The sequence below is a fragment of the uncultured Clostridium sp. genome (assembly GCF_947072515.1).
GTDB lineage: Bacteria > Bacillota > Clostridia > Clostridiales > Clostridiaceae > Clostridium.
The window spans coordinates 1-24,840 of the sequence record NZ_CAMTIG010000020.1 but is presented as its reverse complement, the minus strand read 5'-3'; the positions used below and the strand labels follow the sequence as shown (position 1 = coordinate 24,840).

The 24,840-nt window shown below is 28.4% G+C and carries 26 protein-coding genes and 1 tRNA gene; 2 read left to right on the top strand and 25 right to left on the bottom strand.

Translation table 11 applies throughout. From position 1 onward, the window contains the following. Positions 1-10: 10 nt before the first annotated feature. From pyrR to rsmH, 18 genes are all read right to left on the bottom strand, one after another. Positions 11-553, bottom strand: coding sequence for a bifunctional pyr operon transcriptional regulator/uracil phosphoribosyltransferase PyrR (gene pyrR / locus Q0W06_RS09200; protein WP_297634202.1), 543 nt, complete (start codon positions 551-553; stop codon positions 11-13). A gap of 11 nt (positions 554-564) precedes the next feature. Continuing rightward, positions 565-1,482 (bottom strand): RluA family pseudouridine synthase, encoded by a 918-nt coding sequence (locus tag Q0W06_RS09195; RefSeq protein ID WP_297634199.1) that lies wholly within the window; start codon positions 1,480-1,482, stop codon positions 565-567. Positions 1,483-1,623: 141 nt separating this feature from the next. Beyond that, positions 1,624-2,226: a DivIVA domain-containing protein gene (locus tag Q0W06_RS09190; RefSeq protein WP_297634196.1), complete on the bottom strand. Its 603-nt coding sequence runs from the start codon at positions 2,224-2,226 to the stop codon at positions 1,624-1,626. A 14-nt stretch (positions 2,227-2,240) separates the two neighbouring features. Continuing rightward, positions 2,241-3,008, bottom strand: coding sequence for a YlmH/Sll1252 family protein (locus tag Q0W06_RS09185; RefSeq protein WP_297634194.1), 768 nt, complete (start codon positions 3,006-3,008; stop codon positions 2,241-2,243). 3 nt (positions 3,009-3,011) lie between these two features. Continuing rightward, positions 3,012-3,275: a YggT family protein gene (locus Q0W06_RS09180; protein WP_297634191.1), complete on the bottom strand. Its 264-nt coding sequence runs from the start codon at positions 3,273-3,275 to the stop codon at positions 3,012-3,014. A gap of 8 nt (positions 3,276-3,283) precedes the next feature. Next, positions 3,284-3,754: a cell division protein SepF gene (gene sepF, locus Q0W06_RS09175; protein WP_297634188.1), complete on the bottom strand. Its 471-nt coding sequence runs from the start codon at positions 3,752-3,754 to the stop codon at positions 3,284-3,286. 11 nt (positions 3,755-3,765) lie between these two features. After that, entirely contained in the window at positions 3,766-4,428 is a 663-nt protein-coding gene (locus Q0W06_RS09170) for a YggS family pyridoxal phosphate-dependent enzyme (protein ID WP_297634185.1), read from the bottom strand. Positions 4,429-4,508: 80 nt separating this feature from the next. Further along, a complete protein-coding gene (locus Q0W06_RS09165) occupies positions 4,509-5,252 on the bottom strand; it encodes a DUF881 domain-containing protein (protein ID WP_297634182.1) in 744 nt (247 codons plus the stop codon). 5 nt (positions 5,253-5,257) lie between these two features. After that, the gene (locus Q0W06_RS09160; protein WP_297634180.1) at positions 5,258-5,599 is read right to left on the bottom strand and encodes a small basic family protein; all 342 of its coding nucleotides are present in this window, start codon (positions 5,597-5,599) and stop codon (positions 5,258-5,260) included. Between the two features lie 3 nt (positions 5,600-5,602). Further along, entirely contained in the window at positions 5,603-6,325 is a 723-nt protein-coding gene (locus Q0W06_RS09155; RefSeq protein WP_297634177.1) for a DUF881 domain-containing protein, read from the bottom strand. Between the two features lie 7 nt (positions 6,326-6,332). Further along, positions 6,333-7,109, bottom strand: a complete 777-nt coding sequence (locus tag Q0W06_RS09150; protein WP_297634174.1) for an FtsQ-type POTRA domain-containing protein — start codon at positions 7,107-7,109, stop codon at positions 6,333-6,335. Between the two features lie 176 nt (positions 7,110-7,285). Continuing rightward, the gene (gene spoVE, locus Q0W06_RS09145; protein WP_297634172.1) at positions 7,286-8,416 is read right to left on the bottom strand and encodes a stage V sporulation protein E; all 1,131 of its coding nucleotides are present in this window, start codon (positions 8,414-8,416) and stop codon (positions 7,286-7,288) included. Positions 8,417-8,440: 24 nt separating this feature from the next. Continuing rightward, positions 8,441-9,412, bottom strand: coding sequence for a phospho-N-acetylmuramoyl-pentapeptide-transferase (gene mraY, locus Q0W06_RS09140; protein WP_297634169.1), 972 nt, complete (start codon positions 9,410-9,412; stop codon positions 8,441-8,443). A 48-nt stretch (positions 9,413-9,460) separates the two neighbouring features. Further along, on the bottom strand, positions 9,461-10,813 hold the full coding sequence (gene murF / locus Q0W06_RS09135) for a UDP-N-acetylmuramoyl-tripeptide--D-alanyl-D-alanine ligase (protein ID WP_297634166.1): 1,353 nt from the start codon (positions 10,811-10,813) through the stop codon (positions 9,461-9,463). Between the two features lie 12 nt (positions 10,814-10,825). Beyond that, positions 10,826-12,277 (bottom strand): UDP-N-acetylmuramoyl-L-alanyl-D-glutamate--2,6-diaminopimelate ligase, encoded by a 1,452-nt coding sequence (locus Q0W06_RS09130; protein ID WP_297634163.1) that lies wholly within the window; start codon positions 12,275-12,277, stop codon positions 10,826-10,828. A gap of 106 nt (positions 12,278-12,383) precedes the next feature. Continuing rightward, positions 12,384-14,561 carry a stage V sporulation protein D gene (locus Q0W06_RS09125; RefSeq protein ID WP_297634160.1) on the bottom strand — a complete coding sequence of 726 codons (2,178 nt, stop codon included), beginning with the start codon at positions 14,559-14,561 and terminating at the stop codon, positions 12,384-12,386. Positions 14,562-14,598: 37 nt separating this feature from the next. After that, positions 14,599-15,045: a cell division protein FtsL gene (locus Q0W06_RS09120; protein WP_297634157.1), complete on the bottom strand. Its 447-nt coding sequence runs from the start codon at positions 15,043-15,045 to the stop codon at positions 14,599-14,601. 138 nt (positions 15,046-15,183) lie between these two features. Beyond that, entirely contained in the window at positions 15,184-16,116 is a 933-nt protein-coding gene (gene rsmH, locus Q0W06_RS09115) for a 16S rRNA (cytosine(1402)-N(4))-methyltransferase RsmH (RefSeq protein ID WP_297634154.1), read from the bottom strand. Positions 16,117-16,414: 298 nt separating this feature from the next. On the opposite strand from rsmH, the gene Q0W06_RS09110 reads away from it, so the two are divergent. Then, positions 16,415-16,511 (top strand) — tRNA-Sec (locus Q0W06_RS09110). 86 nt (positions 16,512-16,597) lie between these two features. On the opposite strand, the gene ychF is transcribed toward Q0W06_RS09110, so the two are convergent. Beyond that, the gene (ychF, locus tag Q0W06_RS09105; protein WP_297634151.1) at positions 16,598-17,695 is read right to left on the bottom strand and encodes a redox-regulated ATPase YchF; all 1,098 of its coding nucleotides are present in this window, start codon (positions 17,693-17,695) and stop codon (positions 16,598-16,600) included. Positions 17,696-17,851: 156 nt separating this feature from the next. On the opposite strand from ychF, the gene pdaA reads away from it, so the two are divergent. After that, positions 17,852-18,622 carry a delta-lactam-biosynthetic de-N-acetylase gene (gene pdaA / locus Q0W06_RS09100; protein ID WP_297634148.1) on the top strand — a complete coding sequence of 257 codons (771 nt, stop codon included), beginning with the start codon at positions 17,852-17,854 and terminating at the stop codon, positions 18,620-18,622. Between the two features lie 21 nt (positions 18,623-18,643). Here pdaA and Q0W06_RS09095 read toward each other — a convergent pair whose 3' ends face one another. The 6 genes from Q0W06_RS09095 to Q0W06_RS09070 form a co-directional block, all read right to left on the bottom strand. Next, positions 18,644-19,273, bottom strand: a complete 630-nt coding sequence (locus tag Q0W06_RS09095; protein WP_297634145.1) for a cyclodeaminase/cyclohydrolase family protein — start codon at positions 19,271-19,273, stop codon at positions 18,644-18,646. A 112-nt stretch (positions 19,274-19,385) separates the two neighbouring features. Beyond that, positions 19,386-20,477, bottom strand: a complete 1,092-nt coding sequence (locus tag Q0W06_RS09090; RefSeq protein ID WP_297634142.1) for a hypothetical protein — start codon at positions 20,475-20,477, stop codon at positions 19,386-19,388. A 59-nt stretch (positions 20,478-20,536) separates the two neighbouring features. Further along, the gene (locus Q0W06_RS09085) at positions 20,537-22,264 is read right to left on the bottom strand and encodes a phospho-sugar mutase (protein ID WP_297634139.1); all 1,728 of its coding nucleotides are present in this window, start codon (positions 22,262-22,264) and stop codon (positions 20,537-20,539) included. Between the two features lie 141 nt (positions 22,265-22,405). Continuing rightward, positions 22,406-22,987, bottom strand: a complete 582-nt coding sequence (locus Q0W06_RS09080) for a 50S ribosomal protein L25 (RefSeq protein ID WP_297634135.1) — start codon at positions 22,985-22,987, stop codon at positions 22,406-22,408. Between the two features lie 88 nt (positions 22,988-23,075). Beyond that, entirely contained in the window at positions 23,076-23,501 is a 426-nt protein-coding gene (locus tag Q0W06_RS09075; RefSeq protein WP_297634133.1) for a DUF523 domain-containing protein, read from the bottom strand. 144 nt (positions 23,502-23,645) lie between these two features. Continuing rightward, on the bottom strand, positions 23,646-24,596 hold the full coding sequence (locus Q0W06_RS09070) for a carbohydrate kinase family protein (RefSeq protein ID WP_297634131.1): 951 nt from the start codon (positions 24,594-24,596) through the stop codon (positions 23,646-23,648). Between the last annotated feature and the right edge of the window lie 244 nt (positions 24,597-24,840).

The following is a 24,840-nucleotide window of genomic DNA, read 5'->3' as shown; positions in this document are numbered from 1 at the left end:
TACCTCTATTCTAATTTTCTTTTTCGTAAATTTTAACCCAGTCTTCCCCATCGATTTCTTCAATTTTAACTCCAATTATCTCTTCCTTAGATGTTGGAATATTTTTTCCTACATAATCAGCTCTTATAGGTAATTCTTTATGGCCTCTATCGATTAATACTGCAAGTTGTATTCCTATCGGTCTTCCTACATCAATTATTGCATCAATAGCCGCTCTTACAGTTCTACATGTATATAAAACATCATCAACTAATATAACTTTTTTATCTTTTATATTCACGCCTAAATCTGTTCCTTTAAAATTAGGTTTATCCCCATCTTGAGTTAAGTCGTCTCTATATAGAGTTATATCTACATATCCAACCTCTATTTTTACACTTTCTATTTCCTCAATTTGCTTTGATATTCTTTTAGCTAAAGGGTATCCCCTTCTCTTTATCCCAACTAAAACTATATCTTCAACACCTTTATTTCTCTCTATTATCTCATGAGAAATTCTAATTAAACTTCTTTTCATTGCTTTTTCATCTAAAAGATTTGCTTTTAATTTCACTCTAAATCCTCCTAAATGTTATCTCTTCTTAAATTCTCTAATAAAGCTACATAGTTTTTTGGAAGTTCTGAAGAAAACTCCATATATTCTCCTGTTGATGGATGTACAAGTCCTAATACTTTTGCATGTAGCATTTGTCCATCATCCTTAAATTTATGCTTTTTATATCCATATAAAGGATCACCTATTAAAGGATATCCAATAGATGACATATGAACTCTTATTTGATGTGTTCTTCCTGTTTCTAGGATACATCTTACTAAAGTTGCATTCTTAAATCTTTCTATTACTTCATAATGAGTTACTGCTCTTTTTCCATCCTCTACAATAGCTATTTTCAACCTATCTTTTTTACTTCTCTTAAGAGGTCTATCTATTGTTCCTGAATCTCTTTTAAGTCTTCCTTCTACTAAAGCATAATATTCTCTTTTCATGCTATGATTCTTTAACTGTTCAGAAAGTTTTACATGAGCTTCATCATTTTTTGCAACTACTAAAACTCCTGTTGTATCTTTATCAATTCTATGTACGATTCCAGGTCTAATTACTCCATTTATACTAGATAAATCAGTACAATGATATAATAATGCATTAACTAAAGTTCCTTCATAATTTCCTGGTGCAGGATGCACTACCATTCCTCTTTCTTTATTTACAACAATAATATCACTATCTTCATAAATTATATCTAAAGGAATATTTTCTTTTTTAACTTCTAATTCTACTGGTTCTTTTATAGTCGTCTTTAGTATATCCCCTGTTCTTAATTTATAATTGCTTTTTACTTGTTTATCATTTACAAGTACATATCCATCATCAATCATTCCTTGTAAATATGATCTTGATTTCTCTTGAAATTGCTCTGCAATAAATTTATCTATTCTAAGTCCTTTGTTTTCATCACTTATATTAAAAATTTTTTCTTCCATTTGTACACCTCAATGTCTTATATTACTTTTCAATTATAATATAATAATCCCCTTATAACAATAATGGGATTATTATTATCTTTTTCTTATGAAAAAAAAGATTGATACTACTATCATTTCGTAATATCAACCCTTTTCTTTTTATTCTGCGTCGCTTGCAAAAAAGCTTTTTATTTCGTCTAGATTATCTGTATTTACATCTTCAATAATTTCTTCTTCTAAATGTGGTTCTTCAAAACCAATTTCTTTTGGCATAAATTCTTCTACTGGAGTTGCTATAGAATAATTTTTATTTAAATCTTTCTCTAAATCATCAAATGTTTCTAATTGTGTATTCATAAAGTTTCTGAATTTAGCTCTGAATTTTATGAATTCTTGTTTTATTCTATCAAACTCATCATTTATTTGAATTACATCGTTGTGTGCTTTATCAACAATTTTTTGTGCTGTTTCATTAGCATTTTTAACTACTAACTCTGCTTCTTTTTGTGAGCTTTCTTTTGCTTGATCTGCAGCATTTTGTGCTAATAAAAGTGTATTTTGAATCGTACTTTCAATTTTAGCATAATGATCTATTTGCTCATTTAAAACTGTTATTTTTTCTTTTAATTTGGCATTTTCTTTGTATAATTCTTCATAATTTTCTATGACTTCATCTAAAAACTCATCAACTTCATCTGAATTATAGCCTCTAAGCCCTTTTTTAAATTCTTTATTATTTATATCCATTGGAGTTAATTTCATAATGTTACCACCCTTTATGTATATTTTTTTATAATCACTTTTAACTTCCCACTTTTGCTATTTCCTTGTATTGCGCCTAAAATGCATTTTCCATATTTTCTTACTGTAATTCTGTCGTTTTCTTTTATTTCTTTACTTTTTTCTCTACATACAGAATAGTTAATAAGAACATCACCTCTGTTTATACACTCTTCAGCTATTCCTCTAGATTTTTTCATAATTTTAGATACTATAGAATCCAGTCTTAAAGATTGTACATTTATAATTTCCTCTTTAAATTCATAATTTACTTCTATATTTTCATAATCTAAAATTGAAACCTCACATCCCACATTTGATATCTTGTTTAAATTTGCCTGTATAAATTCCGCTATATCTGAAAAGACAACTACATAACAGACATCTTCCGTTAAAATTAAATCACCCATCTTAGATCTTTTTATCCCTAAGTTCATAAGACTTCCTAAAAAATCTTTATGCTTAAGTGATTTAAATTTAGAATTAGTCGTTACTTTAAGAACCTTAATAGGATATTCAATGTCGTAGATATTATTAAAACTTATTATTTTTCTCTCCGCTTCATTAAATACCCCATAAGATTCTATTTTAAAATCTTTTATTTTAATGTTTTCTTTTACAGTATTCCATATATTTGGTGTATAAAACTCATTTGAAAATACCGGTATATCTTTATCTAAAGCTAAATTAAACTTATCGTATAAATTTAATGCTTCTGCTTTATCTTCTTCTTTAAATTTTTTTAAAAAGTCTTCTTTATTCATTTATTACAACAACCTTATCAATAAATTTTTTATTATTTCTAAAGCTATTATAGCAATTAATGGTGAAAAATCAAACTGACTATATCCAAATATTTTATTTAAAAGCATTCTAAAGGGCATTAAAATTGGACCTACCAATGCTGATATAAATTCTCTGACTCCACCTAAGTCTAAATTTCTAAAATAAGATAAAATTACATCTGCTAATATCAAAATTTCTAATACATTAAATAATGCATCTATAAATGTGAAAATTAACCTAGACATTTTATCACCTACTTGCTCCAGTTAAATAAAGCTTTAGACGATAATTCACTTTTTAATTCATTTGTTACTTCTACATTTGATGGTGAAAGAATATATACACCTTTATCAATTTCTTGGAAATCTCCTTTTAATGCATATGAAGCTCCACTTATGAAGTCTAGTAATCTTCTTGCAGTTTTATTTTCAAGATTTGCTGTATTTATAACTACTATTCTTCTATTAGTAAGTGCATCACAAATTTCCATTGATTCTTCATAAGAAGTTGGTTTTGTTATTAGCACTTTTGCTGTTGCATTATTGTGTATATTAACAACTTTATTTTGTTGTCTATTTCCTCCAATAATTACTGGACCTGATTCCTCTTCAAACTCATCCTCAGGAACTAATTCCTCTCTTTCATATACTTCTTCATCGAAGTCTTCCATTTCATCATCTTCTAATCCAAAAAAGTTTTTCATTTTTGAAACTATATTTGCCATTTTAAATCCTCCTATTTACTATAATCTCTTTCTCCAAATATTCCTGTTCCTACACGGACAGTGTTTGAACCTTCTTCTATGGCTATTTTGTAATCATGGGTCATTCCCATAGAAAGAGTTTCCATTTTTATATTTTTGAATTCTCTTTCTTTCAATTTATCAAATATGTCCTTTGTCTTCTTGAAATAATGTCTATTAGATTCCTCATCCCCCTGGGGAATGATAACCATTATTCCTTTAGCTTTAACAAAGTTACATTTTTCAATAGCTAAAATTAAATCTTCTAAATCTTCTTCAAGTACTCCACTTTTGCTTTCTTCTCTTCCAATATTAATTTGCATTAGTACATCTACTAAAATATTATTTTCAGAGAATTTCTTTTCAAGCATTTCTAAAAGTTTTATACTATCTAAGGAATGTATAAGGCTAGTTTTTCCAACTATATATTTAACCTTATTTGTTTGAAGCTTCCCTATTAGATGCCAATTAACATCTTTATGAAAGTTTTCTTCTTTATGAACTAATTCTTGAACTTTATTTTCTGCGAAATCTCTTTCACCAACTTCATAGGCTTCTTCCATTTCTTCTAAAGTTCTCGTTTTAGACACTACTAAAAGTTTAACATCATCCCCGATTTCAGCTTTAATTCTTTTTATATTTTCCTTAATACTCATCAATAAGCCTCCATTGTTTGACCTCATTTTTATATATTCTCTAAAAATCTCTAAAACCCTCTATTTACATTAAAATTTTATTATTTTTTATCATTTTCTCCAATATCTTTCATATAATTACTATTATTTGAATTAATAGCCCTTGGCATTTTTATATTTTCAACTTTTTTTATCTCAATATTTAATTCTCTTAATAATAATTCTTTTATATGACTGTTATCAGAAAGAATTGATGCTTCCATTTCTTCTGGATTTCCAATTGCATAAAAATAAAATGGTGCATACTCAGTATGCTCATTTTCAAAAATTATAAATGGACCATTACATGAAAGTCCAGTATTAGGAGTTATTCTATAATTATTTACCATAATAGCTTCTGCTCCAGCTTTTTTCAACTCATTTAATACAAGTTGCACATCTCTATCATGAAATATTTTATTAGCTATCTCAACACTATTATTGTTTTTATCATAAATATCTCCATCATTTATTTTAACTAAAATTCCACTACCTTCAACAGGCATATTTCCCGTTAATAGTCCATAGTAATCCGTTTGCTCTTTCATAAGCCCTAATACATCTTCATTTTCATCTTTTTTATTACTTTCATAATCTCTAATCAATTCTTGTGCTTTTTTGTTATTTTTCTTTAAACTTTCCACTTGTTTGTTCAAATCATTTCTTTCAACTATAGCATCATTATACTCCTGTGAATTCAAAGAAAAATACTTTTTTATCCCATCAAACTCTGAATTTAAAGAAATTAAAATACCTAAAAATAAACTTAAACTAAATGTTATTATTTTTCCACTAACCTTTCCCATATACTTTACCTATTTTTTCTGATTTTTTCTAAAATCAATCTTCTAATAATGGCAAAGTTATCAAATATTCTTCCTCCAAACACAATAACTGCAGCTATATATATAGGAATACCTAATTTATCTCCTAAATAAGCTAACCCTGCTGCTAAAAGTGCATTTCCAAAAAAACCTGATATAAAAATATCTACTTTAAAGTTTTTTGATAAATTTGCTCGTACAGCTCCAAAAACAGAATCTAAACAAGCAAGTATTGCCACTGACATATATGGCGAAAGATTATCTGGAATATTTATATCCAAAGAAAATCCCAATAAAACACCTATAAAAAGACCTACTACAGCTACCATATTTTATTCATCCCCCTCATTTACTGGTTTTAAAAATTCTGTCTTTAATCCTTGAGTAGTTTTTTCAATTAATAGCTTATCCTTCTCTTCAGCATTACAATCGTAATTTTGAAGTGCTCCATAATCAAGCCCTCCTGGAAAATTTAAAGCAACCTTTAATCTAGCTTTATCACCAATTGCTTTAATAACTATTTTTTGTTCTGGACTTATTTGCCCTGCTGTCCCTATCCAAATATAATTTTTTGAATTTTTTATTCCTGTTTGAGGAGTCACCCTATATCCATTTATAGATATGGCTTCTGCTCTTGTAAATCTAAGTAAATTAACTATATGAACAATTTCATCTTCACTTAAGATGCTTGTCCCAGTTTCATTTGATCCAAATAATGATTTTTTAGGTGTTATAGTTATTTCTACACCTGGACCTTCTACATCTAATAGCCCTAATATCATTCTTGAATTATTTAAACTATTTTTTATAGTAGCGCCTTCTTTTCCTTCTTCTATAGCTTCATCTTCTAATTTATTTAGTTTTTCATTTAAATTTTTATTTGTTTTTTCTAATTCATCTTTTTGTTTTTGCAAACCTTCAATTTGCGTGATCATATCACTTTTATCATAATTATTCTCATTTTTTTTAGTTAAACTTTTAAATTGATACGTAATCAAAAACCCTAGTAAGACACAAACTACTGCTATTGATATTTGTGAGGTTACCTTTTTCATAATTACATTATGCCTCCATTCCCCTATTTATAATTGGAGAGCCATTAAAGCTTAAATCAATATACCCTTTTTCTATATTGATTTCTTTGTTTTCTAGTATATTTAAAACTTTGTTTATTTTTTCTACTAACTCGTTACCATCTCCAACTCTCACTTCTATTCTTCCAAACCATATTTTTATCATAGATATATTTGATAAATCTACTTTTGTTATCTTATGTTTCGTTTCATTTGCTTTTTTTATTTTGTAAAGTTCTTCACAGAAGTTTTCTATTACTCCATCTTCTGTACTTACAATCCTCTCCCCTATTTCCATTTTAGGTTTTTCTAAACCTACAATTTCAATTAAATTCTTAATATCCCCATTTAAATTTCCATTTTTATTTTGTTCTAAAACTCTTAATTTACTACTTAATATATAGGCACTTTTTCCTTTTCCTATATAATAAGCAATATCACTTTCTTCTACTTCTAATAACATTTTATTTGGAAAATTCTTTTTGACTTTTATATTTTCAACATAAGGATTTTCTTTAAGAGCTTGTTTTATCTCATCTGTCTTAATAAAAAGTAAACTCTCATCTAAAAATCTCTCCCCCTTTTTTTGTAAACTTTCCTGTAATGTTATATTTTGACCATAGACTTCAACACTTTTTATATTAAAAAATGCTGACTTAGTTAAAAAAAGTAATAGACCGCAACTTAAAAATGAAAAAAAGAGTATACCCTTAAGAAACGCTTTACCACCTTTCTTTTTTCTCTTACCATTTTTAATTTTTCCCATATTTCCCAATTCCCCTAGTATATTTTTAAATTCTAATATTATAATATCATTTTTATATGCTTTTTTCACCATTATTTCCTTAATAATATATTAAAAATTTATACATAGTTTATATTTATTGCTAATTTTGTTCAAAATAAAAAATCTTTCATCCTAAAATGAAAGATTTTTCTATATTATCCAACTCTTTTTTTCTGTCTTGAAATATTCAAAAGTATTCCTACAGCTGCTAAATTTATAACTAAGGAGGAGCCTCCATAACTTATAAATGGTAATGGTACTCCTGTAACAGGCATAGATCCTGTTACAACTGCTATATTTATAAGACATTGAATTCCTAAAATAGCAGTTATTCCAATAGCTATTAATGCTCCATAGCTATCTCTTGCTTCCATAGCTATTTTTATCCCTCTCCAAACTAATGCAACAAAGAGAAGCATAATAACTAAACAACCTATATATCCTAATTCTTCTCCAACTATAGAGAATATAAAATCATTATGTGGCTCTGGCATATACATAGTTTTCTGTCTAGATTCTCCTAGACCTAAACCCGTTATCCCTCCAGACCCTAATGCATATAAAGATTGAATTAATTGATACCCATTTCCTGCTGGATCTTTCCATGGATCCATAAAGTTTAAAAGTCTTGCCATTCTATAAGGTGCTAAAAGTATTGCTAAACTTGCTAGCCCAAACAGAGGCGGGACTATATATCCAAACATATGTTTAACTCTTGCTCCTGATATGAAAATCATTCCAAAAGCAACCATCATAGTTATAGATGCAATACTTAAATTCCTTTGTGCTAGAATAATAGCAGCTATAACTCCTGCAAAGATTAAACAAGGTAATACTCCTTGCTTAAAATCCTTTATCTTTTTTCCCATTCTATTAAGCATATATGCTAAAAATAAAACTACTGTGTACTTTCCAAGCTCTGAAGGTTGAAATGATATTCCAGGCAGTTTTATCCACCTTTGAGCTCCCTTACTACTTGGAAATAAGAATACTGCAAGTAATAAAATTATTGTTACTATATATAATCCATACATAATTTTTTTATTATTGTATTTATGATAATCAACTCTCATAAGCATAACCATTGCAATTATTCCTATAACAGCAAATAATGCTTGTTTTTTAAATAATGCTGCACTGTCATTGTCTGTAAACATTGAATGATATGAACTTGCTGAGTAAACCATAACTACTCCAATTGATAATAATGTAACAACTATTGCAAATAACCATACATCTACTTGACCCAATTCTCTTTTTTTCAAATTAGGTTTTCTACCTCTCATTTATAAACCCTCCACTATTTATTTTTAAAGTGAAACATACCCTATAATACAAAGTATTATTGTTATTAATGAAAATACTCTAACTACCTTTACTTCACTCCATCCTAACTGTTCAAAGTGATGGTGTACCGGTGCCATTTTAAATACTCTTTTCCCTCTTGTTTTAAATGAAACAACTTGAATTATTACTGAAAGTGCTTCAAATACATAAATTCCACCAACAATGACCACTATTATTGGCATCTTTAAAAGTAATGCTATACTTCCTATAGCTCCACCTAGTGCAAGAGATCCTGTATCTCCCATAAATATTTTTGCTTTAAATCTATTATTTTTTAAGAAGCCTAATAAGGCTCCAATTAACCCTATACAAAATACTGCAATCTCTTCTTTATTTTCTTTAATAGATACTATTGTAAAGAAAATTAATACTATTATAGTTACAGTTGTTGCAAGTCCATCTAATCCATCTGTTAAATTTACTGCATTAGTAGTTGCTGCATAGTAAATAACTACTAATGGTATATAAAGAATTCCAAAATTAACATGTAGAGTTGTAAATGGAATTGAAATTGTACTTCCAACATTGTGATATGCATACCATGCCATAGCTATTGAAAATAATAATAATAATATCATTTTTTGCCAAGCTCTTAATCCTAAGTTTTGCTTTTGTATGATTTTAAGCATATCATCTAAGAATCCAATAAATCCAAATGCTATCATTGAATAAAGTATTACCATCGCTTCTGATGATAATTTATATCTCATAGAGAGCATAACAACCACTATTGATATTATAAAAATTATTCCACCCATAGTTGGTGTTCCAGCTTTTTTAAAATGACTTTGTGGTCCATCCTCTCTTATATTTTGCCCAAACTTAAGTTTGTGTAATAAAGGTATGAAAACTGGTCCTAATATTAGAGACACAATTAAACCTATAATTAATGCATAGAGCATCGTTGGGTTAACTAAATTTGAAAAATCCCCCATATTTTTTTGCTACTAGACCTTTTCTAGTAGCTCACCTCCTTCGTTTAATTAGATATTTTTTAATTCTCTAACTATATCTTCGTATTTTTCACCTCTTGAAGCTTTAACTAAAATGTTATCACCTGATTTTATCACATTTTTCAAATCATCTATAAGGCTCACTTTAGTATTATATAATTTTACCGATTCTTTTTCAAAGCCTTCTTTGAAATCTTCTTTGAAATCACCTGTTACAATTAAAAGATCAGCTATGTCTTTTGCATATTCTCCAACTTCTCTATGAGCTTTTTTAGCCTCATCTCCTAATTGAAGCATAGTTCCTAAAATAGCAACTTTTCTTCCTGATTTCATTTTTAAAACATCTAATCCTGATTCCATTGAATCTGGGCTTGCATTATAACAATCATTTATTATATTTACAGTTTTACCATCTATAAATTCTAATCTCATAGATGTAGCTTCTAAAGTTTTTAACCCTTTTACCATTTCTTCTATGGTAAGACCTAACTTAAATCCAGCTTCTATTCCTAATAATGCATTTAGTACATTATGCTTACCTACCATATCTAAAGATATTCTAGTTTGTTTTCCATTATGATTTAAAGTAAATGATGTATTTTCTAAGTTTGCATCTATGTCAGTTGCAAAACATTCATAATCTGAATTATATCCAGTTTTTACTATTTTATACTCTTTTGATTCTAAATTTTGTAATTTATCATCCTCACCATTTACAATTAATACATTTTCTTTATTAAAGAAATCTGTTATTTCCATTTTTGCTTTTAAGATATTATCTCTAGTTTTTAATGTTTCAATATGTGAAATTCCGATATTAGTCATTAATGCAATGTCTGGTCTTGCACAATTAACTAAATTATGAATTTCATTAAAATCACTCATTCCCATTTCTAAAACAGCAATATCATATGAGCTATCTAATTCTAAAATCATTAATGGCATACCTATTTCATTATTAAAGTTTCCTTTTGTTTTGAAAACTTTATATTTTCCACCTAAAAATGCAGTTGTTAAATCCTTTGTACTAGTTTTTCCAGTAGATCCTGTAATTCCTACAACTTTAATTCCTAGTTTATTTCTATATCCATGTGCAATATCTAAAAGTGCTTTTTTAGTATCTTCTACTTTTATAATAACTTTATCTTTAACATTTTCTGTATCAAAAAGAACTTCATCTATAATACATACTTCTGCTCCTTGCATTAAAGCTTTTTCTGCATATTCATTTCCATTGAAATTTGCTCCTTTTAATGCTAAAAATACATTTCCTTTTTCAATCTTTCTTGTATCTGTAGATAATTTATTTATATCTGCATCTACTTTAGATGTTAAAAATTCTCCTTTAGAAAATTCTTTTAATTCTTGTACTGATAATTCCATTTTCCTACACCTCTAGTTTTTCATTAATATTTCTTCTATAACTTCTCTTTCATCAAAATGAATTTTTCCACTTTTTAAAATTTGATAAGTCTCATGTCCCTTACCTGCTATTAATATAACATCATCTTCTTTTGCTATTTCTATAGCTTTTTTTATAGCATCATATCTACTAGTTATTTTTATATAATTATCTTTCTTTATTCCTTTTAATATATCTTTTATTATTTCTTCTTCATCCTCTGTTCTTGGATTATCTGAAGTAATTATCGCTATATCTGAAAGCCTTGTACCTATCTCGCCCATTTCTGGTCTTTTAACCTTATCTCTATCTCCACCACAACCAAAGACTGATATAAGTCTTCCTTTTGTGAATTCTCTACATGTTTCTAAAACATTTAAAAGACCATCTGGAGTATGTGCGTAATCTATTAAAATTTCATAAGGTAAATTTTTATCCCTCATTACTCTTTCACATCTTCCTGGTACAGATACATTTTTAATTCCTTCTTTTATTCCTTTTAAACTTATACCTGCATTAATACAAGCTAATATAGAGCCTAATGCATTGTATATGTTATAGTTTCCTGGAATAGGAAGTGTCATTTCTTCTTTTTCTCCACCAAATTCCACTTTAAACTTAGTATCCATTCCCTCTTCTTTAATTTCTTTAGGAACTAAATCTCCCTTTTTTAAAGAATATGTTATATAGTTTTTTAAGTTTAATTTATCTAAATCTAAAATTACTCTTTTTCCCCATTCATCATCAATATTAACTATTGCTTTTTTGCTTCTTGGGAATAATTTTAATTTTGCATTATAATAATTTTCAAATGTTTTGTGGAAATCTAAATGATCTCTTGTTAAGTTTGTAAATATTCCACTTTGGAATTCAATTCCATAAACTCTATCTAACTCTAAAGAGTGAGATGAAATTTCCATAACACAAAACTCTACATTTTCTTCCACCATTTTTGAAAATAATTCATGTAACTCTAAAGATTCTGGTGTGGTTCTTTCTGTTTCAATCTTTTCATCACCAATATAATTTGCTATAGTTCCAATTAAGCCAACTTTCTTTTCATTATGTTCAAGTATTTTTTTTATCATAAAAGCAGTTGTGGTCTTACCATTAGTTCCTGTAACTCCAATGATTTTTAATTTTTCTTTAGGATTTCCATAAAAGTTTGACCCTATTATAGCTAACGCTTTTCTACTATCTTCTACTTTAATTATAGTTACGCCATCTTTAGCTTCTATAATATCTTCACAGACAATTACTTTAGCTCCTTTTTCAATAGCTGTACTTGCAAATTTATGTCCATCGCTTGTAAATCCTTTTACACAAACAAACAAATCATTTTCTTCTACTTTTCGACTATCATAGTTTACTCCATTTACATCTTTTTCTTCTGAACCTTGTATCAACTTATAGTGTAAGCCTTCTAAAAGCTTATTTAGTTTCACTAAAATCAACTCCTCTTAAAATTTTATGCAAGTCTTTTTATTAAGATTACATATTTATTGTTAAAAATAGCATGTAAGGAATTCCCTACATGCTAAAATACTCTACTTATGAATCTAAGGTTAAATCTACTTTTGCTCCTTTATTAATAAGCTCACCTTTAGGGATGCTTTGCTTTTTAACTATTCCATCACCTTTAAAGTTATAACTTATTCCTAATTCACTTAAGATTTGCCCTGCTTGTTCCTTTGTATATCCTTCAACATTTGGCATAATAACAGCATCTTTTTTAGTATTATTTTCCTCAGTATAGATATTTATTTTAGTATTTTCTTTTACAGCATATCCTGGGTATGGACTAACACTAATGACAGTATCTCCATTTCCTTCTACATTATAATCTATTTTTGCTTTTTTTAATATAGCTTTTGCTTCTTCTAAATTCTTGCCTCTTATTTCTGGAATTATAACATCCTTTATTATAGCAGAATTATTTTCTTTAGAAAAACTATTTTCCATATAATTAAATATATCTGTAAATAAACTTTTTGCTACTGGACTTGTAACTACTCCTGCATAGTATTGTCCATTACTTGGTTCATCAATAGTTATCATAACAGTTACTTTTGGATTATCAACTGGAGACATTCCAACAAATGATGAAATATACTTTCCTTGTGCATATTTTCCATCTATAACTTTTTGAGCTGTTCCTGTTTTTCCTGCAATAGAATATCCTTCTACAGCTGCATTTTTAGCTGAGCCATATAATACAACCCTCTCCATATGCTTTCTTAACTCACTTGCTGTAGCTTCACCTATTATCTCTTGAGTTTTTGGTGAAAAGCTTTCTACTTGTACCTTTACTCCATCCTCATTTTCTCTAGTAATTTCTTTCATTACATGAGGTTGTACAAGTTTCCCACCATTTGCTACTGCATTAATTGCTGTTAAGAATTGAATTGGACTTGCTGTATTAGTTTGTCCAAAAGATATTGTAGCTAAATCAGTTTCTGATGTATTTGCAGGTTTCTTTACTATTCCCTTTGCTTCTCCTGGTAAATCAACACCTCTTAATTCACCTAAGCCAAACTTCTTCGTATATTCATAAAGTTTTTCTTTTCCTAATCTTTTTCCAAGTTCCATAAACCCAACGTTACATGAATTTTGAATTATTTCAGGAAAAGTTAATGTTCCATGACCTGATGTTTTCCAACATTTTATTCTTCTCTTTCCATAGTTTAATCCACCACTACATGTAAAAGTGTCAGTTTCTTTTACTAATCCTTCTTCCATAGCAGCAGCAGCTGTTACTACTTTAAATATTGAACCAGGCTCAAAAGTATCATTAACAACTTTATTTCTCCACATATTTTGAACTTTTTCAAACTCTGTAGTTCCTGCAAAGCCTTCAGCACCCTCAAATGGTTCATTTGGATCAAAGTCATTTTTATTAGTTAATGCTAAAATCTCCCCATTTTTAGGATCCATAACTGTTATAGATACATTTTTTGCTTTATTTTCTTTCAATGCCTTCTCTGCAGCTTTTTCTGCAAAGTATTGAATATTTTCATCAATTGTTAATATTACATCGCTTCCATTAACAGGTGGCGTATATTTAGATATTGTATATGGAAGATCACTTCCCTTAGCATCAATTTCTGAAATTTTCATTCCTGGAACTCCTGCTAAAGCTTCATTATATTGAAGTTCTATTCCTGTAAGTCCCTTTCCATCTATATTAGTACTTCCTAATACATGTGCTGCAAAGTTTCCATTTGGATAATATCTTTTAGTGTCTGGTGACACCATAACTCCATGTATTTTTAATCCTTTAACCTTATCTGCAATCTCTTTTTCTACACGCCTTACAAGGGTAGCAGAACCAGCGTTTTTACCACTAGGTAATTTTGTATTTAATTTCTTTAAAACTGTTTCTTTTTCTATTCCAGAAGCTTCTGTGATTTTTTCTCCAATAGCCTCCATTGTAGTATCTTTTTCTTTTATATAGTTTCTTATTGCATTTAAATCAAAATCTATTCTATATACATTTGCAGAAACTGCAAGTTCAATTCCATTCCTATCTAATATCTTTCCACGTCTAGCATCAATTCGCACTTCACTAGTCCACTGTTCTTCTGCACCTGCTGCTAACTTCTCATGCTGAATTACCATTACATATGCAAGTCTACATGCTAATAGAAAAAAAACTACACTTAACACGCTTAAAAATAATCGCATTCTTTTATGCATCAATGCTCTATCTACAAATTTTTTATTTTTCAAACCCCTCTTCTCCCTTTGTTAAATTACTCAAACCCTTTTATCTATTATTTATTAAGTCTCCTAAATAATTATTACTTAAATCTGCTTCAATCCTTTTAGCTTCTTTTCCCTCTATCATCTTAGCTTTGCTCTTTGCATTTTCTTCTATTTTTTTCAAAGAAGAATTCTTAAGTAAATCTACTTTCATAGCTTCATTCTCTTCTGATAAAAGCTTCATTTCACTATTTAAAGATTTTATATTTCCTTTTAAGGCATATATTTTAGATTCTTTCATAATTGTTATGCTTCCTAAGGCAAATACCAATACCGCTGTTTGCACAACTCCTAGAACACGTTTTAAATTTCTTTCCCTTTTTAACCGTTCTCTATATATTTTCTTTTTTCTATAGTCTTCAATACTTCTCTTTTTTTCTTTTCGTTCAATTTTTCTCTTTGGCTGTACAGCTGTATTCCCATTTATATAATTAAATTCTCTCTCTATCACTTTATTCAACCCCTCAAAAATTTATACCATATTTCTTTTTTTCATTTATACCCTTTTATTTATATTTTTTATACCCTTTTTAATTTACACCCTTTAAGTTATATCTTTATATAATTTATACCCATTAATTTATATCTTTTATAACTTTTCTATTATTCTAAGTTTAGCACTTCTACTTCTTGGATTAACTTCAACCTCTTCATCACTTGGCTCAATAGCTTTTCTCTTTAAAAGTTTTACTTCTGGTGTTTTCCCACAAGCACAAATCGGAAACTCTTTTGGACAAGTACATGGGTCTGCTAATTCTCTAAACTTAAGTTTTACTATTCTATCTTCTAATGAATGGAATGTTATAATACACATTCTTCCACCCTTATTTAATTTTGAAACCCCATCTTCAATAGTTTTATTTAAAATTCTAAGCTCTCCATTTACTTCAATTCTTATAGCTTGGAATGTTCTCTTAGCTGGATGTGGCCCTTCACGTCTAGCTTTAGCTGGAATAGCATTCTTTATTATTTCAACTAACTCTAAAGTTGTTTCTACAGGTTTTTCTTCTCTTGCTTTAACAATAAAGTTTGCTATTCTCTTAGCAAATTTATCTTCCCCATAGTTTCTAATAATTTTCCCTAACTCTTCTTCTGAATAGTCATTTACTACTTCATATGCTGAAAGTTCATCATCTCTATTCATTCTCATATCTAATGGTGCATCTTTCATATAGCTAAATCCTCTTTCAGCATTATCTAATTGATATGATGAAACTCCAAGGTCCATTAATATCCCATCTACACCTTCTAATCCTAATTCTTCAATTACTGATCCTAATCTATAAAAGTTGCTATGTACTAATTTCTTATTATCATAATCCTTTAGTCTTTCACCAGCAGCTTTTAATGCATCCTTATCTTGATCGATACCAATTAATGTACCTTCTTTAGATAATCTTTTTATTATTTCTGAAGAATGTCCTGCACCACCTAGTGTACAATCCACATAGATTCCATCTTCTTTTATATTTAATCCTTCTATACATTCATCTAACAGTACTGATACATGTTTAAATTCCATTCTTTTGTCTCCTTCTTAAATACCTAGACTATTCATATCTTCAATAAATGCAATATAAATATTCACCCTTTATCTTCTCGCAATTTTTTGCCTTATACTTCTATTCTAGTTTATAATCTTATAGTTATTATTTACTTTTCTATTTTAGCATATTCTCTTTATTTTTGTGTTATTAATCCTTTTTACTCCACTTAATTTATATTAATTCTACTATCTCCCTGTATTTCCTTCTTTTTTGTTAATTTTTTTTAAACTTATTGACTTTTTTTTTTTTCTTTTATAGAATATATTATGTCATGGGAGTAGATAAGTCCTGGTGGGCTTACCGGTCTTCAACACCGTGTTGTGGTGCTAGTACCATCACGGGTAGGTTCAATTCCTACATACTCCCGCCAAAAAAGATAGCTTTTTAGCTATCTTTTTTTATTACCTTAATTTTATTTTAAAATAAAAAATACCTAAAATTTAGGTATTTTTCATTCTATACGTTAAATCTGAAGTTAACTACGTCTCCATCTTTCATAACATATTCTTTTCCTTCAAGTCTAAACTTACCTGCTTCTTTAGCAGCTGCTTCTGAACCGCATTCTACTAAAGCATCATAAGCTACAATCTCAGCTCTTATGAATCCTCTTTCTATATCAGTGTGGATTTTTCCAGCTGCTTGAGGTGCTTTAGTTCCTTCTTTTATAGTCCAAGCTCTAACTTCTTGAACTCCTGCTGTAAGGTAACTAATAAGTCCTAATAATTTATAACTTGCTTGTATAAGTTTATCTAATCCTGATTCTGTTAATCCGTACTCGCTTAACATTTCCATTTTTTCATCATCTTCAAGACCTGATAACTCTTCTTCAAGTTTTGCACTTACTATAACTGTTCCTGAGTTTTCTTCATTTGCAAACTCTTGAACTTTTTTAACATATTCATTTTCAACATTTCCACTCATCATATCATCTTCTGATATATTACAAGCGTATAATACTGGCTTTGATGTTATAAGCATAAAACTTTTTATCATCTTTTCTTCATCTTCAGTTACTTCTAAACTTCTAGCTGGCTTACTAGCTTCTAAATGTTCTTTTAATCTTTCCATTAAAGCATATTCAGCCTTAGCAACCTTGTCTCCTGATCTTGCAAGTTTTGCTCCCTTTTCCATTCTTCTTTCAAGAACATCAATATCAGCAAAAATAAGTTCTAAGTTTATTGTTTCAATATCTCTTATTGGATCTACTGATCCTTCAACGTGAACAACATTTCCATCATCAAAACATCTTACTACGTGAACAATTGATGCAACCTCTCTAATATGAGATAAAAATTTGTTTCCAAGACCTTCACCTTTTGAAGCTCCTTTTACTAATCCAGCTATATCATAAAATTCTATTGCAGTATATATTTTCTTTTTAGTGTTATACATTTTTTCTAAAACATCTAATCTATTATCTGGAACACTAACTACTCCTACATTAGGTTCTATTGTACAGAATGGATAGTTAGCAGATTCTGCTCCTGCTTTTGTTATTGCATTGAATAAAGTACTTTTACCTACATTAGGTAAACCAACGATTCCTAACTTCATCTATGTACATCCCTTTCTTTTTTAAACTATACTCATAAATTATACTAGAGTAACTCCTTTATTTCAACAAAGTACGCCACTTTTATTTTAAAATAAATTTTTCCACGTTTATTTCTTTTAAATATTTGCATACTAAACTTGTAGGGAGGTTTTATTATGAAAAACAAAAAAATTTTTTTACTAGGTTTAGTTTTAATTTTTTTTACTATCGTTATTCCTGTAACTAAGGTTTTCTCCCATTCTAGAAATGAGCATAGTTGGTATTTTGTATCTAATGGAAAAAATACTATTCCTTTAGCACCAAAAGAGACCTCTTCCTTCTTAGATAAGAACGATGCTTTTTTTCTAGGAAATTCTTCTAGTAAGGATATTTTTTTAACCTTTGATGAAGGTTATGAAAATGGGAATACGCCAAAAATATTAGATATTTTAAAAGAGGTTAATGTAAAGGCTGCTTTCTTCGTGGTAAAACCATATATAGAAAATCAAAGTGATCTAGTTAAACGAATGGTAGATGAAGGCCATTTAGTTTGCAATCATTCTTCTAAACATTTATCTATGCCAGCTTTAAGCGATGAAACCTTTAACAAAGAATTTAAAGATACAGAACTTGCTTATGAAAATTTAGTTCATGCACCTATGCCAAAGTTTTTCAGACCTCCAATGGGAAAATACTCTGAAGAATCTTTAGCTAAAACTAAAGCTCTAGGATATAAGACTATCTTTTGGAGCTTTGCCTATAGAGATTGGTTAATCGATGATCAACCTTCTCCTGAAGAAGCTTATAAAAAAATACTTTCATCTGCTCATCCTGGAAGTATAATGCTTTTACATGCTGTTTCTAATACTAATGTACAGATTTTAAAGGATGTGTTAGTAGAACTTAAAGCCCAAGGGTATACATTTAAAACATTAAATGAGCTATAAAAAAATAGGAGACTTTGTCTCCTATTCTATTTCCTCGTTTACTATCTTTAAAATTTCATTCATTTCTTTTTTTGATTGTATCATAATTTCTGAAATTTTATTTTTAATTTCTTCTTTTAAAGTTTCATCTTTAAAATATTTCAAATTTACTTTTACATTCAGTATAGATGCATTTATAGCACTATCTAATAATATCCCTCCTACACCAGCATCTGTTATAAGACCTTTATTTCCATATTGGGCAGCAAATTTTATATTTTCATAAAACTTTATACCTAATTTAGCCATTTCAAAAGGTGCATTCATAGCATTAAAAGTTAATTCTTGAATCTTCTCTCCTCTATCTTCTAAATCTTTAGGTAATCTATATCCTTCCATTAAAGCCTTAAAAGCTCTGCTATCTTCTTCCATTAACTCTATAGAAGTTTCTATAAACTTTTCAGTTTCACTTTGAAAACTTTTCATTTTTTCTTTATCTTCATCTATTAATTTCTGGAAACTCTTTTTCCCAACTGTTAATGAATAAACCATTCCATTAAGACTACCTGCTAAAGCTAATACTAAAGCGCTAGTACTACCTCCACCTGGTGCCTCTGAATCAGATGATAAATCCTTTATAAATCCTTCTATACTATATTTTTTAAACTCCATACATTTACCTCTTTTTTTATTCTTAATAATTATACTCTAAAATAGACTAAAGAAAAGCTTCCTTAGTCTATTTTTATTTATTTTTTCTTATATAACATTTATTTATACAAAATTATTTTTTCTCTAAGAATTTTTTTATTTTTATTACTATTTCATCATCTTTATCTATTTTTTCTGCAATATCTAAATGTAATTTTGCTTCTTCTATTTTACCTAAGTTTATATAGCACATTATTAAATTAGTACAAATTTCTACGTCTTTAGAAGCTTCAAATGCTTTTCTTAAATATTTTGCGCCTTCTTCATAATCCCCAAGACAAGCATAATTTATTCCAAGTTCATTTACTACTTCTAATATTCCACTATCTATTCTAAGACTCTCTAAAAGATATTCAATAGCTTTTTCATGCTTTTCAATCTTTCTATAACCTACTGCTAAGTAGTAATACATTAATGGATTATCATCAAAATTTTCTACTAAGTTTAATAGTATTCCTATAGCTTTTTCAGTATTTTTATCTAATAACTCTATTGCTTCTTCATAAGATGTAATGTTTTCTATATCTCTCATAAGCATTTCTATTTCTGGAGTTTGTTCTCCTCCACGTATTAGATATTCATTTACTTCTACTCTTGCAGCTTGATAATCTCCAGCATCTCTATAGATTATACTCTTATATAAATAAGGTTCTTTCATCTTTTCAAAATATTTTTTAGCTTCATCTATATCTTCTAATAAAACATCTTCAAAATCTCTATTTTTTCCTCTTAATGATACACCTATCATTAAAAGTTTTTCCATATATTCTTCTTCTTCATAAGCTAAGAATAATCCTTTTAAAATTAAATATCCATCAAGAAGATTATCTTCTTTTATCTTCTTTGCAACAAGAGACTTTCCGCACTCTTCTGCATCTGGAATTTGCATCATAAGCTTTATATAATCATTTCTAAATCTTATTTCGCTGTCTGCTCCTAAAGTTAATAAAATTCCTTCTATTATATAATATATTGGAATATTATTTATTTTTATCTTATCTCCAATATTTTCTGTTAAATATTCTGAAGATATAGGAAGGAATAAATCCTTTGTTTGAAATTCTATGTACTCTGGTATATTAACCATCTTTTTAAAGCCTTCTTTTTCTATTTCTAGAAATAATAGCTTACTTAACTTTTCTTTGAAAATATTTCTATAATCCATACTTCACCTCATAAAAATTATTGCTACTATCCTCCGAGAGATAGCAGCAATATATTAAATTATTTTAAGTTTTTTTCTATTAAAGCCATAACATTTTCTTTGAAGTTTTTCATATCTTCATCTGCACCTTGGATACTAGTTCCTTTAACAGCAAGATATACTTTCATTTTTGGCTCTGTTCCTGATGGTCTTACAACAAATGAAGATCCATTGTCTAATATAAACTTAAGAACATTTGATTTTGGAAGATTTATATCATTTTTTATATTGTTTATGAAATCTTCTTCAGTGCTTAACTTATAATCAAGTTTAATCTTGATTTTATCATTAGCAATATGTTTTATATCTTCATGTCTTAACTTATCTATACATGCAGCTATTTGTTCTTGACCTTCTTTACCTTTTAATTCTATTGATACTAAGTCTTCTTTAAAGAATCCAAATTTATTATAAAGATTATTTAAAGCTTCTGCAAGACTTAATCCTTTTTCTTTATAATAAAGTGTCATTTCTGCAATTAACATACTTGCAATTACAGCATCTTTATCACGTACAAAGTCTCCTGCTAAGTATCCATAACTTTCTTCAAATCCAAATAAATATTTTTTATCTCCAGCTTCATTGAATTCTCTGATTTTTTCACCGATATATTTAAATCCAGTTAAAACATCCATGATTTCAACACCATAATGGTTTGCAATTTCACGTGCACCTTCTGTAGTAACTATTGTTTTTATTACTACTCCGTTGTTTGGAAGTTTTCCTGTTTCTTTTAAGCTAGATAACATATAATCTGTTAAAAGAAGTCCTGTTTGATTTCCAGTTAAAACTTTAAATTCTCCTGAAGCTTCTTTTACTACAACACCTATTCTATCACAATCTGGATCTGTTCCAAAAATGATATCTGGATTGTCTGTTTTTGCCATATCTAAAGCTATTTTAAATACTCTTGGGTCTTCTGGGTTTGGATATGGTGCTGTTGGGAAATTACCATTTGGCATTTCTTGTTCTTTAACAACAGTAACATTTTCATATCCTAACTCTTTTAATACTCTTCTTACTGGAACATTACCACTTCCGTGAATTGGAGTATATATAATTTTTAAATCTTTTGCTTTTTCTTTAACTAATTCTTCTCTTATAGTTAAAGATTTTACATTTTCTATATATGTTTTTAAAACGTCTTCACCTATATAAACTAATAAACCTTTTTCTAAAGCTTCTTCTTTTGATATTTTCTTAATAAAGCTAAAGTCTTTAACGTTATTTACACAAGTTATAACCTTATTTGCTTTTTCATCTGTTACTTGACCACCAAATTCATCATATACTTTATATCCATTATATTCTTTTGGATTATGTGATGCAGTAACTACTACCCCACCTTGACAGTTTAATTGTCTAACTGTATATGAAAGAACCGGTGTTGGCTCTAGTGCTTCATGTAGATACACTTTTATTCCATTTCCTGCAAAAGTTAGAGCTGTTGCTTCTGCAAATTCTTTTGACATGTTTCTTGAATCATATGCGATTGCAACCTTTGGTTCTTTAAAGTTTTCGTTTAAGTAATCAGCAAAACCTTGAGTTGCTTGTGATACAGTATAAATATTCATTCTATTTGTTCCTGCACCTATAACTCCTCTTAATCCACCTGTTCCAAACTCTAAATCTTTATAGAATCTATCTTCTATCTCTTTCTCATCAGTAATATTTCTTAATTCTTCTTTCATTTCTGAAGAAATTGTCTCTGAAGTTAACCAACTATTATACTTTTCTTTAAAATTCATCTGTAGACCTCCTTAAATTCTGTACAGGTTATATTATACTACACTTAACAATAAATAGAAATATTTTATTAAATACTTATTATCTCAAAAATTTTCCTGTACAGTTAATTAGAGACCCGTTTTAACGAGTCTCTAACTTTATTATTTATTCAATTCTTCTTCTACAGCTGATACTATTTTTCTTTCATTGCTTATAGATGCAATAACTGTTTCTAAGCTATCTATAATACATATTTCTTCACCTAATTCTAAATCTGCATATTTAAAGACTTCTCCTGGAATTCCTTTTGATATATCCATTTTTATACTTTTTGGTAAATCTTCTAACTTACAAGTTACTTTAACAGAATCCTTTTCCTTTTGTAGAACTGTTGCTCTTTTAGCTAACATTTCTTCTCCAACATATTGAATCTGTACATCTGTTTGAACATTTCCATCATTTTTAATTTCATTAATATCTATATGGACAATCTTATGAGTTACAGGATCTCTTTGAACTTCTTTTATTAATGCAGACTTTTCTTCATTATCTAAATTAAAAGATAATATACCGTGCTCTCCTGCTAATGAAACCTCTTTATTTAACTCTAATTCTGATACTTCAAACATTAGATTTCCTACTTCTTTTCCATAAAATACTCCAGGTACTTTTCCAGACTTTCTAGATTTTTTAGCACTATTTGCTATTTTACAATCTCTTTTTTCAATATTTAAATTGCTCATTAATTAAATATCCTCCTTAAAATTTTTTCAAAACTCTTTTAAATTATTCCTCTAAAAAAATTTTTTTATTCATTTTAAGGTGATTTTTTTAAAAAAGCTCTTTAAAATTTTCCTCTGAACAAACCTTAACACCATTTTCTTCTAATAATCTCACCGTGATTCCTTTTCCTTCTATCTTTTTACCTTCAAATTTTCCATTATAAATCTTTCCGCTTCCACAAGATGGGCTTCCTTCTTTTAAGATAGCGAATTCTGCATTAAATATCTCTTTAATCTTCAAAGTCTCTCTAGCCCCTTTTTCAAACTCTTGTGTAACATCTACCCCTTCATTATTAATTACTTTACCTTCTCTTATTTCAGCTGGCTTTCTAGGTGTCATAAGTCCACCTAACTGCTCTGGACAAACTGGAGTATATTCTTTACCCTTTAAAAGCTCTAAAACTTCTAAATTCAAATTATTCTTTCCATTATATTTACAATCTACTCCTAATAAACATGCACTTACTAAAATCATTTATTCTATCTCCCTTTATTCTCTAAAATTTTTATAAAATCACTAACTCTAAACTTTTGTAGAACATAACCTTATAACTTTCCTATACGTTAAAAAAAAGATTGTATTAAAGCAACTATGATTTAATACAATCTTTTTTTTATATTATAATTCTGTTTCTATCCATTGGATTCTATCTAAATAATAATCTACATAATCTTCACACATTTTTGGATTTATAGTATCCTCATGAGAAATTGTAACAATTGACATTGCAATAGAATATTTCACGATATCTTTTAATGATAATTCATTCATATATCCATATCCAAGTCCTGCTACAAAAGAATCTCCCGCTCCAGTTGTATTTTTTACTTTTACATCTTTCGCTTTGATTTTTCCTTCTTCTTCTCTATTTACGTAGTATATTCCATCAGCATCTAAGCTTATAAATACATTTTCAACACCTTGATCTAAAAAGTATTTTCCAGCTTTTCTTAAATCTTTATCATCTTCAATTGGAAAACCACAAAGAATTTCTGCTTCATATCTATTTGGTTTTATAGTATGAAAATATTTAACTAAATGTGGTAATTTTTTTGCTTTTACTGCTGATACTGGATCTAAGACAAATTTAGTCTGTCCTTTATATGTAGTTAGCATATACTCTAATAATTCTGCATCATCTGCATCAACTATTGTATATTCTGCACTTTTAATTTTTTCTGCCTTTGAATCAACAAAATCTGTATCCATAGCACCTAAGCTGTCCATATCAACTACTGCTGAAATCATATCTCCTGTTTCATCTAAAATAGCCATATATGTTGGTGTGCATCCACTATCTAAGATTAATGAATCCTTCATATCATATCCTATTAATTTAGAATTTTCTAAAATACTTCTACCATTTTCATCTGATCCAATTATAGAAATAAACTTTGTATTTACTCCAACTCTTGCAAGATTTTCTGCTATGTTTCTACATACGCCGCCTAAGGCGATTTTTATGTTACCTGGTATTGAATCCTTTTGTTTGTAATCATTTTTGCAAAACCCTAGAATATCAACTATTGAGGCTCCCATTACTAGTATGTATGAATCTTTGTTTATCATTTTTTTTATCGCTCACTTTCGTATCCCAATTTTTTAAAAATATATAAACATTATAGTTTACATGTGAAAAAAAATAAAGTTTTTTCTCTATATTTCTTTTTATTTTTACATTTTTCGATAATTTTATTCATTAGTTATCCATATAATCCCTATAAAGCTTCTCCATTACTAAAAGAAAAAGACAGAATCACTAAAATGGTACCTATGAACTGGACACTTTAAAAAAAAGTGTTTCGTTTATAGG

Bases quoted from the DNA above. Each gene is read 5' to 3' on its own strand.
- Q0W06_RS09195 (WP_297634199.1), bottom strand. From the start codon at position 1,482: ATGGAAGAAAAAATTTTTAATATAAGTGATGAAAACAAAGGACTTAGA.
- Q0W06_RS09190 (WP_297634196.1), bottom strand. From the start codon at position 2,226: ATGAAATTAACTCCAATGGATATAAATAATAAAGAATTTAAAAAAGGG.
- Q0W06_RS09185 (WP_297634194.1), bottom strand. From the start codon at position 3,008: ATGAATAAAGAAGACTTTTTAAAAAAATTTAAAGAAGAAGATAAAGCA.
- Q0W06_RS09180 (WP_297634191.1), bottom strand. From the start codon at position 3,275: ATGTCTAGGTTAATTTTCACATTTATAGATGCATTATTTAATGTATTA.
- sepF (WP_297634188.1), bottom strand. From the start codon at position 3,754: ATGGCAAATATAGTTTCAAAAATGAAAAACTTTTTTGGATTAGAAGAT.
- Q0W06_RS09170 (WP_297634185.1), bottom strand. From the start codon at position 4,428: ATGAGTATTAAGGAAAATATAAAAAGAATTAAAGCTGAAATCGGGGAT.
- Q0W06_RS09165 (WP_297634182.1), bottom strand. From the start codon at position 5,252: ATGGGAAAGGTTAGTGGAAAAATAATAACATTTAGTTTAAGTTTATTT.
- Q0W06_RS09160 (WP_297634180.1), bottom strand. From the start codon at position 5,599: ATGGTAGCTGTAGTAGGTCTTTTTATAGGTGTTTTATTGGGATTTTCT.
- Q0W06_RS09155 (WP_297634177.1), bottom strand. From the start codon at position 6,325: ATGAAAAAGGTAACCTCACAAATATCAATAGCAGTAGTTTGTGTCTTA.
- Q0W06_RS09150 (WP_297634174.1), bottom strand. From the start codon at position 7,109: ATGGGAAAAATTAAAAATGGTAAGAGAAAAAAGAAAGGTGGTAAAGCG.
- spoVE (WP_297634172.1), bottom strand. From the start codon at position 8,416: ATGAGAGGTAGAAAACCTAATTTGAAAAAAAGAGAATTGGGTCAAGTA.
- mraY (WP_297634169.1), bottom strand. From the start codon at position 9,412: ATGGGGGATTTTTCAAATTTAGTTAACCCAACGATGCTCTATGCATTA.
- murF (WP_297634166.1), bottom strand. From the start codon at position 10,813: ATGGAATTATCAGTACAAGAATTAAAAGAATTTTCTAAAGGAGAATTT.
- rsmH (WP_297634154.1), bottom strand. From the start codon at position 16,116: ATGGAATTTAAACATGTATCAGTACTGTTAGATGAATGTATAGAAGGA.
- ychF (WP_297634151.1), bottom strand. From the start codon at position 17,695: ATGAAGTTAGGAATCGTTGGTTTACCTAATGTAGGTAAAAGTACTTTA.
- pdaA (WP_297634148.1), top strand. From the start codon at position 17,852: ATGAAAAACAAAAAAATTTTTTTACTAGGTTTAGTTTTAATTTTTTTT.
- Q0W06_RS09095 (WP_297634145.1), bottom strand. From the start codon at position 19,273: ATGGAGTTTAAAAAATATAGTATAGAAGGATTTATAAAGGATTTATCA.
- Q0W06_RS09090 (WP_297634142.1), bottom strand. From the start codon at position 20,477: ATGGATTATAGAAATATTTTCAAAGAAAAGTTAAGTAAGCTATTATTT.
- Q0W06_RS09085 (WP_297634139.1), bottom strand. From the start codon at position 22,264: ATGAATTTTAAAGAAAAGTATAATAGTTGGTTAACTTCAGAGACAATT.
- Q0W06_RS09080 (WP_297634135.1), bottom strand. From the start codon at position 22,987: ATGAGCAATTTAAATATTGAAAAAAGAGATTGTAAAATAGCAAATAGT.
- Q0W06_RS09075 (WP_297634133.1), bottom strand. From the start codon at position 23,501: ATGATTTTAGTAAGTGCATGTTTATTAGGAGTAGATTGTAAATATAAT.
- Q0W06_RS09070 (WP_297634131.1), bottom strand. From the start codon at position 24,596: ATGATAAACAAAGATTCATACATACTAGTAATGGGAGCCTCAATAGTT.